Here is an 18599-nt window from a genome sequence, read left to right as displayed (position 1 = left end):
TTCTAATAACAACACTATAAACCTTGCCACGATTGTAAGGTCAAGCGGATTTAAATCTTTGCTGTATGGCAGCACTCAGCCATGCCCGTTTCGATTTGATTTAAAATCGTACAATCGGCTTGATCATTACCGGCACAGCCATCGACAGACTGTTGCAAGATCTCAACCATAGCCTGTAAGTCTGCGATTTTTTGATTTAAGGTCTGGATATGTTTTAACGCCAATGCTTTAACTTCTACACTTTGCCGACTTTGATTTTTCCAAAGTCCAAGTAAATCTTTCATTTGTTCAGAAGAAAAACCTAAATCACGCGCATGTCTTAAGAAACTCAAGGTTTTAATATCGGCTTCTGAATAAATTCGATAGCCGGCATCGGTGCGCTGCGCATTATTTAACAGCCCAATCGATTCATAATAACGGATCATTTTTGCAGAAATGCCCGAAGCTTTCGCTGCTTGTCCAATATTCATCTCAAGACTCCTGAAAAACTGGCCCTTTAAATGCTTTTAAACGCAAGGCATTTGACACAACAAACACCGATGAAAGTGCCATTGCACCTGCGGCGAACATAGGTGAAAGCAATATGCCAAAGAATGGATATAACACACCTGCAGCGACAGGAATCAATGCTGCATTGTAAATAAATGCCCAAAATAGGTTTTGGCGAATATTATTCATCGTCGCAGTACTCAGTGCGATCGCTGTCGGTACCATTTGTAAATTACCCGACATAAGCACAACGTCCGCGGCCTCTATCGCCACATCTGTCCCTGTACCAATAGCCATGCCGACATCTGCTTGCGCAAGTGCAGGCGCATCATTAATGCCATCGCCGACAAAACAAACCACACCATGTTCTTTTTGCAATTGTTGTACAGATTGCACTTTTTGGTCTGGCATTACTTCAGCGATCACATGATCAATCTTCAACTGTCGTGCTATGGCAGTGGCAGTATGTCGGTTATCGCCTGTAATCATGGCCACTTTCAGCCCTAAATCATGCAAAGCTTGAATGGCTGTAAAGGTTGTAGCTTTGATCGGGTCGGCTACAGCAACAATGGCAGCAAGCTGTTGATCGATCGATACATAGAGCGGGGTTTTCCCTTCATTGCCCATGCGTTCCGCCAGTGATGAAAAGATTTGTGTATCTAAACCAAGTTTATGCATCAAATGATCTGCACCGATATAAATGCTTTGTCCTTCAACAACGGCCTGAATCCCAGCACCAGTCACGGAATCAAAATGCTCAACCTCTAAAAGTTGCACTTGCATCTCTTTTGCAGCTTGTACAATGGCATAGGCAATCGGATGCTCAGATTTCTGCTCTACAGAGACCAATAACTGAAATACGCGATCTTTATCAAAAGCTTCAGTGACTTCAAAATCTGTCAGTTTCGGTTTACCTTCCGTCAATGTCCCTGTTTTATCGACTGCAACCACTTGAGTATTTTTGAGTTGTTGTAAGGCTTCACCTTTACGGAACAATACTCCAAGCTCTGCACCTCGCCCTGTACCGACCATAATAGACGTTGGTGTTGCCAAACCCATTGCACATGGACATGCGATGATCAGTACTGCTACAGCATTGACTAAGGCATAGGTTAAACTCGGTTCAGGTCCAACTACATACCAAACTAAAAAGGTGATCAACGCCAACGCCATTACCACCGGTACAAACCATAACGTGACTTTATCCACCAAAGCTTGAATCGGTAATTTTGAACCCTGAGCCTGTTCAACCATCTGGATAATTTGTGCCAAAACAGAATCTTGACCTACCGCAGTGGCTTGTATTTTCAAGGCCCCATTTTGGTTAATCGTTCCACCGACAACTTGATCACCGGCTTTTTTCTCGACAGGAATTGGCTCGCCACTGATCATGGATTCATCAATATAACTGTTCCCAGACACTACAGCACCATCGACTGGGCAACGTTCACCAGGCCGAATTTCAATCAACATACCTGTTTTAACATCACTAATCGGCAAATCTATAAAGGTACCAGATTGCTCTACACGTGCTGTTTTGGGTTGCATGCCGACTAAGTATTGAATAGCTTGCGATGTTTTACCTTTGGCTTTCGCCTCCATAAAACGACCCAAAAGAATCAACGCCACAATTACTGCGGCTGCTTCAAAGTACACATGAACCGTACCTTGCGGTAATAATTGCGGAGCAAATGTTGCAACACAAGAAAAACTATAAGCAGATAAAGTCCCGACTGCGACCAAAGAATTCATATCCGGGGCAAGTCGCGCAAGTGCTGGTATGCCGTGCTGATAAAAGCGTCTTCCGGGTAGGATTAACACCAAAGTGGTTAATATAAACTGAATATACCAACTATTTTGTGTTCCTAAATTATGCGCAATAAAATGATGAAAAGCTGGAATCATGTGTGATCCCATCTCCAAGATAAAAACAGGAACAGCGAGTACCAATGCGATGATTAAATCACGTTTGAGTAACCGAGCTTCGTCGGCTTTTTTTTCTGCCATTGTCGGTTGTTGCTGCGTAGCAATGCTAGCACTGTATCCCGCTTTTTTAACTGCCGCGATCAATTTTTGTGTTTTTGAAGCGGGAGCCTGAACAAAGGCTTTTTCACTGGCTAAATTTACCGTTGCTTTATTGACACCGTCTACAGCGTTTAAGGCTTTTTCAACCCGTGCCACACATGAAGCACAGGTCATTCCATCAATATTTAATTCAATATTGGGCTGTGCAATATGAAAACCTGCTTTTTCTACAGACTTCGCCAATGCAGAATTTTCAACAGATGCCAATGCCGTAATCGTGGCTTTTTCAGTTGCCAAATTCACTTTTGCATCGATGACTTCTGGAACTGTCTTTAATGCTTTTTCAACACGTGCAACACACGATGCGCAAGTCATCCCTTCAATTTCAAGCTCAATCTGCTTCTGTGCAACACCAAAACCTGCCTTTTCAACGGCCTGAATTACAGCAGAATAATCCACATTTTTATCACTCTGAACATGTGCTGTTTCTGTGGCTAAATTCACTTGAGCATCAGTGATGCCATCGACTTTTTTTAAGGCTTTTTCCACCCGTGCCACACAAGAAGCACAGGTCATCCCTTCAATAGCAAGTGTGCCATCAAAAAGTTTGTGTTCTGTCGAATCTGTCATGGCAACATCCCAATCATATGTGCTTGTTTTAGGCTATAGCTTAAACTTTACCACAATGGGAAGGTCAAGTTTTTCTGACTCACAGCAAGGCTTTTTTTTTACGATATAAAAAATTGCGAATATTCAAAAATATAATCAATAATATTGAATAATCATTATTCAATTAGTTTGTTTTTCTGATATTAAAACTACACCTTTCCTCATTATTCAGTAAGATAAAGATTCGTGACCACCAAACGAATTACTCTCTTTCGCATGTACAAACTGTCGAACATTTGCTTTAACTGCGCATATTTGTGTGCTTTTTTATTTTTAATTTTAAGTTGGAGTCTAGATCATATTGATGTTTGGCTCACTCAAGTGGTTATCCCTGCTGTCACGATATGCATACTCTTAGGCTTCCTGTTTAAATACATCGCTCGAAAGTTAGGACATGAACCGCCTAAACGAAAAATAAAACAACAAAATCCCAAAAACGATGATCAAGACCCGGCTTAAGATACTTATAAATAACGAAATCATCAATAAAAAAGCCCATTCAATTGAACGGGCTTTTTTTCATGTCAGAATTATTAGTCAGCACTAATATCTTCAAATAAAACTGAAGAAAGATAACGTTCACCACCATCCGGTAAAATGACCACAATGGTTTTGCCTGCATTCTCAGGACGTGCAGCAAGTTTTGCCGCAGCTGCCATTGCCGCGCCACTAGAGATACCCACTAAAATACCGTCATGAGTAGCCGTTTTACGCGCCCACTCAATTGCTTCAGCACTTTCAATACCGATCACTTCATCAACAAGGTCTAGATCTAAGTTACCCGGAATAAAGTTAGCGCCAATCCCCTGAATTTTATGTGGCCCAGGAGTCAGTGTTTCGCCTTTTTTCGCTTGGGCAATAATCGGAGATTCAGCCGGTTCTACCGCAACAGAATAAAGCGGCTGATTTTTCACTTTTTCAAAATAGCTTGAAATGCCTGAAATCGTACCGCCTGTACCTACACCTGAAACTAAAATATCCACTTTACCACCGGTCGCTTCCCAAATTTCTGGGCCAGTGGTCAATTCATGAATTTTAGGGTTTGCAGGGTTTTCAAACTGTTGTGGTAAATAATACGTTTCAGGATGTTCGGCAACGAGGCGCTGTGCTTCTTCGACCGCACCTTTCATGCCTTTAGCAGGTTCAGTCAATACGAGATTTGCACCAAAAGACTTCAACACCTTACGGCGTTCAATACTCATACTTGCTGGCATGGTTAATGTAATTGCATAACCTTTCGCAGCTGCAACAAATGCCAAAGCAATCCCTGTATTACCACTTGTAGGTTCTACAATATGCATACCCGGTTTTAATAAACCTTTTTCTTCTGCATCAGCAATGAGAGCTGCACCTACACGACATTTCACTGAAAATGCTGGGTTACGGCTTTCTACTTTCGCCAAGACCGTTGCTTCTGACTGAATCGCACGATTAATACGAACTAAAGGTGTATTACCAATCGCTTCAGCGTTATTACTATATACTGCGATACCTAAATTACTCGTTGCTGGAAAAGCTGAATCTGTTGTCATGACTATTTATCCCTTGTGTATTTATTGAATACGATCTTTAGATGATACAATTATTTTGAAAGTGTGCATGATTTTTTAAGCTAATGTCTTATATTTATGTGCATTTTGTGAAAGCTTGCACTAAAATCAAGCAATAAATTTAACTGATTAACTAAATTTAAACTTATAAAAATTAATGATATTTGATTTCATAAAAAACCATAGAAATTGTCTTATTTATTCAATGTATTAAGCCGTGATATCCGTATACTTGAGCTGTTGTTAATCGTATGGACATATCCAATGAATACCGATCTGGAAATCACTACTATGCGTGATTCTGCCGAATTAGTCGTGGGCGTTTTAAAGTCGCTGGCAAATACGGATCGTCTACTAATTTTATGTCATCTAGCACAGCAAGAATTGAATGTGTCTCAGATTGAAGAAATCACTGATATTAAACAGCCAACCCTCTCACAACAATTAATGATGTTACGCAAAAGTGATGTTGTGACCACGCGTCGTGATGGTAAGCAAATTTATTATTCAATTAAAGATGCAAATTTAGTTCAAGTTCTCAATACTCTTTACCAATTGTATTGCAACCAATCTTATAAATAACACTCAGTTATTTTAAAATTTCAAGCCAGACATGCTGTTCTTGCACCACTATAGATGAATTATCGCAATGGACAGCAATTCAATATCTAAATTTACCCTCCAGACTTCTTCAAAATTTCAATATCTATATTTATATCGAATATCCAAAGCTTTAAATCAGCTCATACTTTTCATTAATTCATTTAGAATGATGGTTTCTTACATATCCCGTAAATAAACAGCGAAATTGCACGGTCAATTTATTGCACAAGACTTCTTAGCATTTTTTATGCATAATATATATGAAATTGTGATTTAGATAAGTTTATGTCAGATTTAAAACCTCATTTCTTACAGAAATTTCCTGCTTGGCAGTGGTTACAGCACTACAGCACCGTGAAATTTAAATCTGATGTACTTGCTTCGCTGATCGTGATTGCCATGTTGGTTCCTCAAGGTATGGCCTATTCCATGCTGGCAGGTTTACCTCCAATCATGGGTTTATATGCCAGTATTTTACCGATGATTGTCTACGCCCTCATTGGTGGAAGCTCAACCTTATCGATAGGCCCTGTGGCAATCATTTCGATGATGACTTTCGCCACGCTCAATCCGCTATTTGAAGTTGGTTCGCCTGTTTATATTGAAGCCGCTACACTTTTGGCCTTAATGGTCGGGCTGATTTCTCTGCTGCTAGGTGTACTACGTTTCGGTTTTTTAATTCAGTTGATCAGTCATCCTGTCATTAAAAGCTTCATTATTGCTTCGGCACTGCTCATTGCACTTGGTCAGTTTAAGTTTCTTGTCGATGTCCCGCTAAAAGCCAACAACATCCCTGAGTTTGTTTTAAGTCTGTGGGAATACCTGAGTTTGACTCACTTTGCTTCACTCATCTTTGGTGTGCTGGCCATACTGTTTTTAATCTATGTACCAAAAATGTTGGCCACTCAATCGATCCAATCTCGATTCGGCTCTACTGCCTTTCTAAGTAAAGCACTTCCATTGATACTAGTGGTGATCTCGATTGCATCGGTGATGTTATTTGACCTGCAAAATGTCGGCATTAAAACCGTCGGTGAAATTCCTTCAGGATTTCCACCCTTAAGCTTTCCACATTGGAACTGGGAACTGGTACAAACCTTACTGCCCGGTGCAACAATGATTGCCATGATCAGTTTTGTTGAGTCACTGTCTATCGCCCAAGCCACTGCCTTACAACAACGCAGCCAACTCAATAGTAACCAAGAGTTGATCGCTTTAGGTTTAGCCAATCTAAGCGCAGGTGTTAGCTCTGCCTTTCCTGTGACGGGTAGCTTATCGCGTACAGTTGTTAATGCAGATGCAGGTGCAAAAACACCGATGGCTGGCGTGTTGTCGTCATTGCTGATTATCGTTGTCAGTCTCTACTTCACTGGTTTTTTCCAAGACTTACCTTTAGTCATTTTGGCGGCCACGATTATTGTTTCTATTTGGAAATTAGTCGACTTTAAACCTTTTGTGGATACATGGCGTTATTCAAAAGCTGATGGTATTGCGATGTGGGTGACCTTTTTCGGTGTGGTGTGTATCGACATTTCTACTGGTCTCATTATTGGTATTATTTCTACCTTTATTCTGTTGTTATGGCGCATTAGTCGTCCACATATTGCGGTGATCGGCTTGGTTGAGGGCACACAGCACTTCCGCAATGTACAGCGCCATCATGTCTATACCGCACCACATATACTCTCGCTCCGTATAGATGAAAATATCTCGTTTTTAAATGCCAATACGCTTAAAGGTTTCTTGATCAATGAAGTCAGTGAAAATATTGATCTAGAGCATGTTGTTATCAACTGCTCAAGCGTCAGTTCAATTGACCTCAGTGCCTTAGAAATGTTGGAAGATTTAAATGCTGAATTATCAAAATTAGATATTCGACTGCATTTTTCCGAGGTCAAAGGTCCTGTCATGGACAAATTGCAGCACTCAAAATTACTCACGCATTTGAGTGGTCAAATTTTTCTTACCCACTATCAAGCCGTTACAGAGCTTGCGACAGCCAGTTCTGAGTACCAAATTTAAAGGCCTATTAGCTCACTGTTTAATCAATGCGAATTTGATAAACAGTGAGTTTTGAAGGGTTTACATTTTAATACACAAAAATAGATTATAAAAAACAAAGGTTTATTTTTAAATTAAATTATTTTTTAAGCATGCGACATTTTCGTATAAAATACAGGGCTAATTTTCATCATTTTGTCATTGTAATTCTGACAAGGCTCTCCTATGTTTTCAGCATTTACACGCTTGAGTTTAGTAACCCGAATTATTATCGCCATTATTTTAGGTGTATTGGTTGCTGTTGTTGCTCCAGGCGTTGCACCCTATTTAAGTTTGCTTGGTGATTTATTCATTAAGGCATTGAAATCCGTAGCACCGATACTGGTCTTTGTACTTGTGCTGTCATCCATTGCAAATTTCAAAGTGGGTAGCAGTAATGCATATATTAAACCAATTATATTGATGTACGCTATTGGTATGTTCCTTGCTGCTTTAAGTTCAGTAGTAGCAAGCCTTTTATTCCCTAGTACATTAATTCTTGATGTTGCTGCAGAAAACCTTGTGCCGCCAGGCAGTCTTGCTGAAATATTGAAAAACTTATTATTAAGTTTTGTCGCAAACCCTGTTACAGCAATTTCTGAAGCAAATTTCATTGGTATTTTGGCTTGGGCTGTTGCCTTAGGTATTGCATTTCGTCATGCATCAGAGAACACCAAAGTCTTTTTATCTGACGCTGCTGATGCAGTGAATAAAGTGATCCGTTTAGTGATTAACTTTGCACCTATTGGTATCTTCGGTTTGGTTGCTGTTACATTTGCCGACTCAGGTCTAAAAACGCTTGTTAGTTATGCGCACTTACTTGCGGTATTACTCGGTACCATGTTCTTTGTAGCTTTGGTCATTAACCCACTAATGGTGGCATTTATGACTCGCTCAAACCCGTTCCCATTGGTTTTCCAATGTCTACGTGAAAGTGGTATCACTGCATTCTTTACACGTAGTTCCGCTGCAAACATTCCAGTTAACTTAGACCTTGCAAAGCGTCTTGGTGTACCAGAGTCAACTGCAAGCGTAGCGATTCCTTTAGGTGCAACTGTCAATATGGCAGGTGCATCGGTCACAATTACAGTCCTCACACTAGCAGCAGTTCATACTTTGGGCATTTCTGTTGATTTCAGCACAATGTTAATTTTATCAGTCGTTGCTACCGTTTCTGCATGTGGTGCTTCAGGTGTTGCTGGTGGTTCATTGCTGCTTATTCCAGTGGCTTGTGGCCTGTTTGGTATTTCAAGTGATATCGCGATGCAAGTTGTAGCCATTGGTATGGTTATTAGCGTACTTCAAGATTCAACTGAAACCGCTTTAAACTCTTCGACTGACGTATTATTTACAGCTGCAGTAGACCGTGGTTTAAGATAATATCCTGATATTGGATACTTTTTAAGGCGAGGCCATGCCTTTACAGACTTTACCGCTTTGGATACAACTGGGTGCTTTTTTCCTCGCAGTGAATGCAGGAATGATTAATGTACTTGGACTGGTGACCATCTTGCACCAGTCAGTATCTCACATGACCGGTAATGTCAGTATGTTAGCCATGGCCTTCATTGCATGGCAGCCAAATACGATTATTTATTTGATTTTAGTCTTACTCTGTTATGTGATTGGCTCATTTTATAGTGGGCTTATTCTTGGAAATAGTCACTTTAGCTTAACCAGACGTTATGGCGTCCCATTAAGCTTGGTGGCTTTTTTTATTGTCCTGTGTTGGCTACTATTGCCCTATTTTCCACGTTACGCTTTGCTTTGGGCATGTGTGGCTATGGGTGTACAAAATGCAATGGTTAGCCACTATAAAGGTACCATTATTCGTACCACACACCTTTCTGGTGTTTTGACGGACTTAGGTTTGGCTTTGGGTTATAAAGCCCGTGGACTTCCGGTTGAGTCTAAACGTGTGGTCTTACATTTATTAATTTTGGCGGGATTTATCGTTGGTGGCATACTTGCCAGTTGGCTTTATCCTTATTTAAAATTAAACGCATTCCTGATTCCTGCCGCACTCAGTTTAGTCATGAGCGCAGTATATTGGATCATCTATTTTCATTATCGACATATACACGATTAGTTGGAACGTATTATGGTTAAAAATGCATTACAGGCGCAACTGCTTAAAGCAGGTCTGGTCGATAATAAAAAGGCAAAAAAATTGTCTAAACAAGCCATACATGAAAAACGTACTGGTGAAAGTAAAGATGCTGAAATCAAGGCGAAAATTGAGCAAGATCAGCAGCAGAAAATGGCCAAAGATCATGCTTTAGAGCAAGATCGTAAAGCAGTTTTGCAAGAAAAAGAATTAAAAGCTGCCATCATGCAAATGATTAATCAGCATAAAATTCGTGATACCGATGGCGAATCGACCTATCAATTTATCGATGATGCCAAGATCAAAAAGCTTTATATCAATCAGCAAATTTATAATGCCCTCGTTGCCGGCAGTCTTGTTATTGCACGTGAAAATAGCAACTATGCTTTTTTACCAAAAGAATTAGCCGACCGTATTAATGCGAAAATGGAAGGCTTTATTATTGTGAATAATTCTGAAGTGAATGAGCAAACCACGGATGAAGAAGATCCATATGCAGCTTATGTAATTCCTGATGATTTAATGTGGTAAGCATTTCATATCACTAATGAAGCTCCCAATTAGGGAGCTTTTTTTAGCTCAACATTTATTTATTTTAGTTCATCAATTAGGTTATACCTTCAAAAAATCATTTTTAGCACAAAATAAGTAACATTATGGACTATACATGTCGTAACTCCGTAAAGTTTACGAGTATAAAATTGCTTATATAATCATCATAATTACAATAGTTTGATCATTAAGCCTTTCATTTACTTCAATAAGAGTAGGATAATTTTGGAAAAATTTCAGTTCATTAAAAATATTCAAGATTGGTCAGATCAATACCCTTGGTTAGAATTGCTGACATCGCTCAGTCTCATTATTATTTTTGCCATCATTGCAAATTTTATCGCCAAGAAAATTGTGGTGCGTGGAATTCGTAAGCTCGTTTCTAAAATGGCCTTTAGCCATAGTCAAATTTTGTCAGAACATAGTGTGATTAAACGCTTTGCTAACATTGTTCCAGCAATTGTGATCTTAAATGGCATAACCACAGTCCCACATTTATCTGTGAAATTTATTTCAATCGTGCAGATGGCTTGTCAGGCTTTTATCTTCTTGACCATTGCTTTAGCAATTTCTGAATTACTGAATATTTTTAATCTGATTTACCAACGTAATCCAAAATCTAGAAACAAACCGATTAAAGGCTATTTGCAGTTGGTCAAATTGATTATTTTTTTGGTCTGTGGCCTGATGATTATAGGTACTTTCTTGAAAAAAGATGTATTTACATTACTCGCAGGCTTTGGTGCTATGGCGGCCGTGCTCATGTTGGTTTTTCAGAACACCATTTTGTCACTGGTGGCTTCGGTACAAATTTCTTCTTATGACATGGTGCGAATTGGTGACTGGATTGAGATGCCTTCGCTCAATGCGGATGGCGATGTCATTGATATGTCATTACATACTATTACCGTGCAGAACTTTGATAAGACCTTTACCACGATTCCAACCAATAAACTGGTGACTGACACCTTTAAAAACTGGCGTGGTATGGCACAGTCTGGTGTGCGACGTATCAAACGCTCGCTTTATATTGATCAAAGCTCTATTCATTTCATGACACAGGATGAGCAAAACAAACTCAAAGAATTTTTATTATTAGATCAATATCTTGATCATAAGCATGAAGAGCTTGCTCAGTTTAATCAGCAACTTTCAAATCAATCGAAATATAATCAGCGCCGTTTAACCAATCTTGGGACCTTTCGTGCCTACGTAGAATTCTACTTGCAACAGCATTCAGGCATTGCCCAACACCAAACGATTTTGGTGCGTCAGTTACAACCCACGAGTGAAGGCATACCTTTAGAGATTTATGCTTTTAGTAAAACAATTGCATGGAAAGATTATGAAGCGATTCAATCTGATATCTTTGACCATCTGATTGCAATCACACCTGAGTTTGGTCTTAAAATCTATCAAGCTCCTTCTAGTGCCGATTTTAAAGACCTCGTTCAACCAAATGCCGATAGAAGCTAAGAGCTAAACTTTCCTCTCCCCATGTATATTCAAAGAAGAAATTCTGCAAATTTAAAAAGTCACAATGGCTTTTGAATATACATGGGGCTATCGGTTACCCCCCTCTACTTCCGCAATTACTTTAGATCATGCGATATAAGGAATAAAAGCGAATCAGATAAATGCGCTAATCGCTCGATTCCTTAAAAATATAATTCATCCGAAACAACTAAATATAATTAAATAATCAGAACAAATACTATACAAATGTAGACATTTTTAGATACTATTTGTTAACAGTTGCATAAAAACGCTTCAAAAATAGGAACTTGATCATGGAAGGCCCCAATCAACCTTCTCGGAAATCAGTTAAAAACGAATCACAATTACTCATAGAATCGATGAATCGCACTTCTGCCAAACATACGCTCATACAGGCAGAAGCATGTGACCTAGAGAATCGTGTCCGTATTGAGCGTGCTTTATCCGACCCGATTGCACGTATTCCGGCACAGTTTAAAAATGCTTATTACAAATTTTTGTACTACAACCAGAAAGACTATTTAAAGCAGGTCAACTATTTCGCTCAGTTGGCCTTTTTAATCTATTTTTGGGCAGATCGCTATGTGCTGCCAGACGTAGAAATGCTTTCAGGTGTGATTCGTATCATTGCCATTATTGGTGCATTTAGTCTGAATTATATTCTGTTTAAATATATCAAACAGATTAAATTGCTCGATTTAATATTACCACTAGCGACTTGCCTTTCTGCAATCCTCTGGTTTGAGATATTACTTCAGTCGAAAAATGAACTGGTTCATAGCTATCAATATGCCGCCATTATTTTGATCGTATTGGGTAATTTAAGTATTCATGTGCATTTTCGCCCTTCGATTATGACCTCAGCCATGATCACGGCAGCGATCCTTTTTGGCGCATGGCGCATTAATGATTTTGGTGATTTTACAATATTTTTATTGGTGTACGTTCCTGTGCTGCTGTTCAGTATGTATATCTGCTGGAACTCTACGCTCAACTCTCGTAAAACGTTTCTAAGAGCGCTGCTAGATGACTGGAACTTTCATACCCTGCGCAAAATTGCCCATACGGATGAATTAACCCAGTTAAGCAATCGTCGCCAATTTGTACATGCTGCAAATAAAAAAATCCAAGAAACCCCAATGACGGTCTGTACCAGTCTTTTGATTTTTGATGTCGATCATTTTAAAGCGATTAATGATCAATACGGACATGATGTCGGCGATCAAGTGTTATGCCAAATTGCTGAAATTGCACGGAAAGAAATGCGTTTTTACGATATATTGGCGCGTTTCGGGGGTGAAGAATTTATTGTACTTTTGCCTTATACCGTCCCAGAAGATGCATTAAAAATTGCTGAACGGTTAAGACATAAAATGGAACAATACCAGTTTTATATAGATGGTCAATTGCTGAAATTTTCGATCTCCATTGGTGTTTCCAAAATTGACCCTGACCACGCCAAACTTGATCAGTTAATTAAACAAGCCGATATTGCTCTATACGAAGCAAAACGCCAAGGTCGTAATCGGGTTGTACATTTTAATTCTATGAGCTTTTGCAGCCAAACTTTTAAGTAAATAAACAAATCAAAATGGAGAAAAACCAGCGAATCCATTACACTCAGAGCTGAAGAAAGAAAGATTAATTACAGTAAAATCTCAGGTTATCTGCATGCTTAAATGGTTTGAAAATTTAGTTGACGCTTATCCTGAACAGGACTTGAATAAACCATTGCCGACAAAATTTTTCCCCTTTGTATGGCAAGCTGCGAAGGGTGTAAAAAAATACCTATTGTTATTGGTACTCTGTACAGCAGGTGTAGCGAGTTTTGAAGCACTGCTTTATTCCAAAATTGGCGAATTAGTTAATTGGATCAGTAAGTCTCAACCTGAAACCTTTTTACAGCAGCACCAGACCAATCTGACCATTTTGAGCTTTATTTTATTAGCTAATATCTTCTTTTCTTGCCTTCAAACCATTATTAAACATCAGATTTTATATAGTACCTTTCCAATGCGCCTACGTTGGAGATTTCATAACTTATTACTGAAACAAAGTTTAGATTTCTTCCATAACGATTTTGCAGGCCGTTTATCTGCCAAGGTTATGCAAACTTCACTGGCTGTACGTGAGTTTTGGATTATTCTTGGTGACATGTTGGCCTATGTCTTCATTTACCTGATTTCGATCACCGTGATTTTAGGTGCTATATCGCCACTGTTGATTGTTCCATTATTACTTTGGCTGGCTTTATTTATTGGTTCTGCATGCTATTTCATCCCAAAATTAAGCAAAATTTCAAATGAACAAGCCAATGCACGCGCAGTAATGACTGGTCGTGTCACCGATGCCTACACCAATATTCAAACAGTGAAATTATTTGCCCATGCGGGCCGTGAAAGCCAATATGCCAAAGCCTCAATGAAAGAATTTATGGTGACGGTGTATAAGCAAATGCGTCTTGCAGCAAAATACAATATCACGACGAATTTGCTGATCATAGTTTTATATGGTGGTGTACTTGGAACAGCTGTTTGGCTTTGGATGGATGGTCAAGCTGAGCTTGGGGTCATTGCAGCAGCGACCGCCATGATTTTAAAACTCAGTAGTATTTCCGAGTTTATGATGTGGCAAACGTCTGCCCTTTTTGAAAATGTCGGGACCATTCAAGATGGTATGAAGACTATGGGCCGCCCGATTCATATTCAAGATAAACCTGATGCAACCGACTTAAAAGTACAGCAAGGCGAAATTAAATTTGAAGATGTCAGTTTTGCTTATAATGATAAAAATGTCATCGATCAATTTAATTTAACCATTCGACCAGGTGAAAAAATCGGTATAGTCGGGCGTTCAGGTGCCGGAAAATCGACATTAATTCAACTTTTACTCCACTTTTACGATATCAACCATGGTCGTATTTCGATTGATGGCCAAAATATAGAAGATATTACCCAAGATAGCTTGAGAAAAAATATTGCTTTGGTGACCCAAGACACCTCGTTATTGCATCGCACGGTTGAAGAAAATATTAAATATGGCCGTCCGAATGCGACTGATGAAGAAATGTATGATGCAGTACGCAAAGCGAAAGCTGATGAATTCATTCCTCAATTGATCGATTTACGTGGTCAACGTGGCTATGACGCATTTGTTGGTGAACGTGGTGTTAAATTATCTGGCGGTCAGCGTCAACGTATTGCAATTGCTCGAGTATTTTTAAAAGACGCACCAATTTTAATTTTAGATGAAGCCACAAGTGCGCTCGATTCAGAAGTCGAAGCTGCGATTCAATCGAGTTTAGATGATTTGATGCAAGGCAAAACTGTGATTGCCATTGCGCATCGACTTTCAACCATTGCGCAAATGGATCGATTGATTGTCTTGGATCAAGGACGTATTGCTGAGCAAGGCACCCATGAAGAGCTTGTCGCTTTGAATGGTATTTATGCACACTTGTGGCAGCGTCAAACCGGTGGCTTTTTAATAGAACAACATAAAGTAGAATCAAAGGAAGATGAAAATGCTGTATCTGGAAGACCTTAAAGTTGGTGATCACTTTAGCAGTCGTGAATATGAAATGACTGTTGAAGAAATAAAAAAATTTGCCATCGCTTATGATCCTCAGGAATTTCATACAGATGAAGTCAAAGCCCAACAACACCCGATCTTTCAAGGGCTAGCGGCAAGTGGTTGGCATACTGCTGCTGTAACAATGCGCTTATGGACTGAATGTTTCCCTGTGGCTTATGGCTTAATCGGCTCAGAGTCAAGTCTGCGTTGGCCGCGCCCAACACGTCCGGGGGATAAAATTCGTGTAGAAGTTGAAATATCAGCAATTACTCCATCGAAAAGTAAGACAGACCGCGGCATTGTGACCTATGTTACGCAAGCGCTCAATCAGCACAATGACGTTCTGTATATGTCTACGACCAAAATTGTGGTCTTTTCCAAAGATTTTAAACCGAATTAATCCTTAACGGCCTACTTTACAACGCTAAGGTAGGCCGCTATAAATAGTTGAGCCTAGTCAGTTTGTCCAACAATTTTTGTGGGATACAACACAGAATCATGCCAATATAAGCTTGAACAGAAGAAAAACCCGCATTGCAACGGAACGCTATGAAAACAATTAATTCCCGTCAGGATCAGGGTATTCCCGGAGTATATGGATTGCTCCTATTAGATGTGGTCTCTCGATGGGGCTACACTGCAGAGACATTATTTAGTCCCTTCGGATTAAACAGCGAACAATTGGCTGAACCAGATTTCCGTATTCCAACACCCATCGCCAATCAATTGGTAGAGCACGCACTACGTTTAACTGGTGAGCCAACATTAGGTTTTCATTTAGGCAACCAAATGCGCATCTCGATTCATGGTTTTATTGGCTATGCCATCATGACGGCGAAGGACATAACCGATGCCTTAGTCTTGGCAAACCGTTTTATTCAGTTACGCATGCCCTTTTTACAGCTTTTTTTCTCGACATTTGGAACCAAAGCTACTGTTCAACTACAAACCGACGTTACGATTGAGCCTTTACGTACCGAAATTTCAATTGCCTTAATTTTTGGCATGATCAGCATGGGCAAAGCAATTACCGGTGTGGATTATTCTGCTGGTGAAATTGATTTTGATTTTCCTCAACCTGAAGGTTTTGAGCGGTTTATTGCCAAATATCCAAGGCACCAATTTAGATTTGATCAGCCACATCTCTTACTTAGTTTTGATAAGCAATATTTAACCAATAAATTGGTCCATGCAGACCCGATTGCTAGTCAAATTGCGATTAACCAATGTGAAGCTGAACTCTCCGCTTTGGGCGAACGTCACCGTATTGCCATGCGCGTTCGTGATATTTTAACCAACTCCGAACAGCACTATCTAAGTATCGAAAGTGTTGCTGAACGGCTACACATGTCCGATCGAACTCTTAAACGCCAACTTGCTGCCGAAGGGACTTCATTTTCAACATTGGTTGACGAAGTTCGCTACCGTCATGCTACTTCGCTCCTGTCACGAACTGATTTTACCTTAGAGCAAATTGCTGATGAATTGGGCTATAGCGATGTCGCCAATTTTAGCCGTGCTTTTAAGCGTTGGAGTGGTCGTAGCCCAAGCAATTGGCGTAAAGATCCGTACTTATAAGTCTTTTGTTTTACCTAAAAAGCATGTATAACTCATGCCAAAAATGAATTTAATGGATTTAAGGAGTTATCAATGAATCATCCTTCAGATTTAAAGTACGCAAGTACACATGAATGGGTGCGAATTGAAGGTGACCTTGTTGTTACAGGCATTTCCGATCATGCACAAGACGCATTGGGTGATTTAGTTTATGTTGAAGCACCAGATGTTGGTCAACATATCACTGCTGGCGAACAAGCAGGTGTGGTTGAGTCGGTAAAAACCGCTTCTGATATTCATGCACCGGTTTCTGGTGTGGTTGTTGAAGTCAATCCAGACCTTGAAGATGATCCAGATTTTGTAAACGATGCGCCTTATAGCAAAGGCTGGATTTATAAAATTAAACCAGACAATATGGCTGATGTAGATGCTTTATTGACCAGCGAACAATATGAAGCTGGCCTGTAAATATTTCTAATATCTAAAAAATCAGCCCTGAGGCTGATTTTTTATTTCAATATGATGGCTGAATTGGCTTATATACTATTTGCATGAATATGCAGCTTATATTTCTTCAGAAGCTTCGGTACTTTCAGGTTCTTCTTTCTTTTCTTCAACCATACTAAACGATTGCGCAGCCGCTGAAGTACCATTTGCACGTGAACTTTTTAGTTTAATTTGCAAACGTAGTTCATTGGTTGAATCAGCATTTCTTAAGGCTTCTTCATAAGAAATTGCGCCGTCATTATATAAATCAAATAAAGCTTGGTCGAAAGTTTGCATCCCAAGTTCACGAGATTTTGCCATGATCGCTTTTAATTCATGAAACTCACCTTTCAAAATCAAATCTGAAATAAGCGGCGTGTTTAACATGATTTCAACGGCTGCACGGCGTCCTTTACCATCTTCAGTCCGGATTAAACGCTGCGAAACAATCGCTTTCATATTGCTCGATAAATCCATAAGCAATTGATTTCTTCGCTCTTCTGGGAAGAAGTTAATGATTCGATCTAGGGTTTGATTGGCATTATTTGAATGTAGCGTACCTAAACATAAATGTCCTGTTTCAGCAAAGGCAATCGCATGTTCCATAGTCTCGGTATCACGAATTTCACCGATTAAAATCACATCTGGCGCTTGTCGTAGTGTATTTTTTAAGGCGTTATGCCACGAATGACTATCTACACCCACTTCACGATGCGTAATCATAGATTTTTTATGCTTATGCACATATTCCACTGGGTCTTCAACAGTGATGATATGGCCTGCACTATTTTCATTTCGATAATCAATCAGCGCCGCTAAAGAGGTTGATTTCCCCGAACCTGTACCACCAACCACTAAAACCAAACCACGTTTTTCCATAATCACGTGCTTAAGCGAAGCCGGTAATTTAAGCTTTTCAAAATTTGGAATTTCTGCGGTAATGGTACGAATGACCATACCTACATGTAACTGTTGCTGAAATACATTGACACGAAAACGCGAAACGTTTGGCACACTAATCGCAAAGTTACATTCTAATTCTTTCTCAAATTCTTTGCGCTGCTTCTCATTCATCAAACTATAGGCGAAAAGCTTTGTTTTCTCAGCATCAAGCGCTTGCTGCCCAAAGGGTTTCATCATGCCTTGATGTTTAATACTTGGTGGAAAATCTGCCGTAATAAATAAATCAGAACCACCATATTCAACTACTTTTGTTAACATGTGGAACATAAAACGGCGTGCTTCTTCCAGCAATTCAGCAGTGTACATCAACTTCCCCAATATAAAATTTCAAACACCCAAGCACAGATTGTCATTATTTCAGGCGCTGTATTGGGCTTAGACATTATTGTGCATAAAAAATTTGATTCACTCAAACATAAAATACTGAATTATCAGTATATATTTTAAAATATAGGCCATATTTCAATTTTTATATTGAAGTAAGCAAC

Annotated in this window: 15 protein-coding genes and 1 pseudogene; 11 read left to right on the top strand and 5 right to left on the bottom strand. The window is 39.5% G+C overall.

Annotation, left to right across the window (positions count from 1 at the left end; all coding sequences use genetic code 11):
• Window positions 1-50: 50 nt before the first annotated feature.
• The 4 genes and pseudogenes from cueR to cysK form a co-directional block, all read right to left on the bottom strand.
• A complete protein-coding gene (cueR, locus tag FTU13_RS06605; RefSeq protein WP_180003682.1) occupies window positions 51-470 on the bottom strand; it encodes a Cu(I)-responsive transcriptional regulator in 420 nt (139 codons plus the stop codon).
• A 1-nt stretch (window position 471) separates the two neighbouring features.
• Window positions 472-2910, bottom strand: coding sequence for a copper-translocating P-type ATPase (locus FTU13_RS06600; protein ID WP_373423881.1), 2439 nt, complete (start codon window positions 2908-2910; stop codon window positions 472-474).
• 72 nt (window positions 2911-2982) lie between these two features.
• A pseudogene (locus tag FTU13_RS17625) lies at window positions 2983-3090 on the bottom strand (cation transporter); the annotation flags it as partial.
• A 626-nt stretch (window positions 3091-3716) separates the two neighbouring features.
• The gene (gene cysK / locus FTU13_RS06595) at window positions 3717-4715 is read right to left on the bottom strand and encodes a cysteine synthase A (protein WP_111884368.1); all 999 of its coding nucleotides are present in this window, start codon (window positions 4713-4715) and stop codon (window positions 3717-3719) included.
• A 282-nt stretch (window positions 4716-4997) separates the two neighbouring features.
• On the opposite strand from cysK, the gene FTU13_RS06590 reads away from it, so the two are divergent.
• From FTU13_RS06590 to gcvH, 11 genes are all read left to right on the top strand, one after another.
• Window positions 4998-5315, top strand: coding sequence for a helix-turn-helix transcriptional regulator (locus FTU13_RS06590; protein WP_078193801.1), 318 nt, complete (start codon window positions 4998-5000; stop codon window positions 5313-5315).
• Between the two features lie 306 nt (window positions 5316-5621).
• Window positions 5622-7358, top strand: coding sequence for a SulP family inorganic anion transporter (locus tag FTU13_RS06585; RefSeq protein WP_180127634.1), 1737 nt, complete (start codon window positions 5622-5624; stop codon window positions 7356-7358).
• 204 nt (window positions 7359-7562) lie between these two features.
• Window positions 7563-8756 (top strand): serine/threonine transporter SstT, encoded by a 1194-nt coding sequence (gene sstT, locus FTU13_RS06580; RefSeq protein ID WP_078193803.1) that lies wholly within the window; start codon window positions 7563-7565, stop codon window positions 8754-8756.
• 34 nt (window positions 8757-8790) lie between these two features.
• A complete protein-coding gene (locus tag FTU13_RS06575) occupies window positions 8791-9465 on the top strand; it encodes a YoaK family protein (RefSeq protein ID WP_078193804.1) in 675 nt (224 codons plus the stop codon).
• A gap of 12 nt (window positions 9466-9477) precedes the next feature.
• On the top strand, window positions 9478-10014 hold the full coding sequence (locus tag FTU13_RS06570; protein WP_078193805.1) for a DUF2058 domain-containing protein: 537 nt from the start codon (window positions 9478-9480) through the stop codon (window positions 10012-10014).
• 246 nt (window positions 10015-10260) lie between these two features.
• A complete protein-coding gene (locus tag FTU13_RS06565; protein ID WP_180127636.1) occupies window positions 10261-11511 on the top strand; it encodes a mechanosensitive ion channel family protein in 1251 nt (416 codons plus the stop codon).
• A 314-nt stretch (window positions 11512-11825) separates the two neighbouring features.
• On the top strand, window positions 11826-13109 hold the full coding sequence (locus FTU13_RS06560) for a GGDEF domain-containing protein (protein WP_249708660.1): 1284 nt from the start codon (window positions 11826-11828) through the stop codon (window positions 13107-13109).
• Window positions 13110-13203: 94 nt separating this feature from the next.
• On the top strand, window positions 13204-15078 hold the full coding sequence (locus FTU13_RS06555) for an ABC transporter ATP-binding protein (RefSeq protein ID WP_180127638.1): 1875 nt from the start codon (window positions 13204-13206) through the stop codon (window positions 15076-15078).
• Window positions 15056-15505, top strand: a complete 450-nt coding sequence (locus FTU13_RS06550; RefSeq protein ID WP_180023633.1) for a MaoC family dehydratase — start codon at window positions 15056-15058, stop codon at window positions 15503-15505. Before FTU13_RS06555 ends, FTU13_RS06550 begins: the two co-directional genes overlap by 23 nt.
• Before the next feature lie 149 nt (window positions 15506-15654).
• Window positions 15655-16683 (top strand): AraC family transcriptional regulator, encoded by a 1029-nt coding sequence (locus tag FTU13_RS06545; protein ID WP_078190954.1) that lies wholly within the window; start codon window positions 15655-15657, stop codon window positions 16681-16683.
• A gap of 72 nt (window positions 16684-16755) precedes the next feature.
• Window positions 16756-17130: a glycine cleavage system protein GcvH gene (gene gcvH, locus FTU13_RS06540; RefSeq protein ID WP_078193810.1), complete on the top strand. Its 375-nt coding sequence runs from the start codon at window positions 16756-16758 to the stop codon at window positions 17128-17130.
• A 96-nt stretch (window positions 17131-17226) separates the two neighbouring features.
• On the opposite strand, the gene FTU13_RS06535 is transcribed toward gcvH, so the two are convergent.
• Window positions 17227-18417 carry a PilT/PilU family type 4a pilus ATPase gene (locus tag FTU13_RS06535; RefSeq protein ID WP_180021768.1) on the bottom strand — a complete coding sequence of 397 codons (1191 nt, stop codon included), beginning with the start codon at window positions 18415-18417 and terminating at the stop codon, window positions 17227-17229.
• Window positions 18418-18599: the final 182 nt, after the last annotated feature.

It is taken from the genome of Acinetobacter sp. YH12064, assembly GCF_013419735.1.
GTDB classification, from domain to species: Bacteria; Pseudomonadota; Gammaproteobacteria; order Pseudomonadales; family Moraxellaceae; genus Acinetobacter; species Acinetobacter amyesii.
This window is presented reverse-complemented; position numbering and strand designations above follow the sequence as displayed.

Coding starts and splice junctions, on each gene's coding strand:
- cueR (WP_180003682.1), bottom strand. CDS start 470: ATGAATATTGGACAAGCAGCGAAAGCTTCGGGCATTTCTGCAAAAATG.
- cysK (WP_111884368.1), bottom strand. CDS start 4,715: ATGACAACAGATTCAGCTTTTCCAGCAACGAGTAATTTAGGTATCGCA.
- FTU13_RS06590 (WP_078193801.1), top strand. CDS start 4,998: ATGAATACCGATCTGGAAATCACTACTATGCGTGATTCTGCCGAATTA.
- FTU13_RS06585 (WP_180127634.1), top strand. CDS start 5,622: ATGTCAGATTTAAAACCTCATTTCTTACAGAAATTTCCTGCTTGGCAG.
- sstT (WP_078193803.1), top strand. CDS start 7,563: ATGTTTTCAGCATTTACACGCTTGAGTTTAGTAACCCGAATTATTATC.
- FTU13_RS06575 (WP_078193804.1), top strand. CDS start 8,791: ATGCCTTTACAGACTTTACCGCTTTGGATACAACTGGGTGCTTTTTTC.
- FTU13_RS06570 (WP_078193805.1), top strand. CDS start 9,478: ATGGTTAAAAATGCATTACAGGCGCAACTGCTTAAAGCAGGTCTGGTC.
- FTU13_RS06560 (WP_249708660.1), top strand. CDS start 11,826: ATGGAAGGCCCCAATCAACCTTCTCGGAAATCAGTTAAAAACGAATCA.
- FTU13_RS06555 (WP_180127638.1), top strand. CDS start 13,204: ATGCTTAAATGGTTTGAAAATTTAGTTGACGCTTATCCTGAACAGGAC.
- FTU13_RS06550 (WP_180023633.1), top strand. CDS start 15,056: ATGCTGTATCTGGAAGACCTTAAAGTTGGTGATCACTTTAGCAGTCGT.
- FTU13_RS06545 (WP_078190954.1), top strand. CDS start 15,655: ATGAAAACAATTAATTCCCGTCAGGATCAGGGTATTCCCGGAGTATAT.
- gcvH (WP_078193810.1), top strand. CDS start 16,756: ATGAATCATCCTTCAGATTTAAAGTACGCAAGTACACATGAATGGGTG.
- FTU13_RS06535 (WP_180021768.1), bottom strand. CDS start 18,417: ATGTACACTGCTGAATTGCTGGAAGAAGCACGCCGTTTTATGTTCCAC.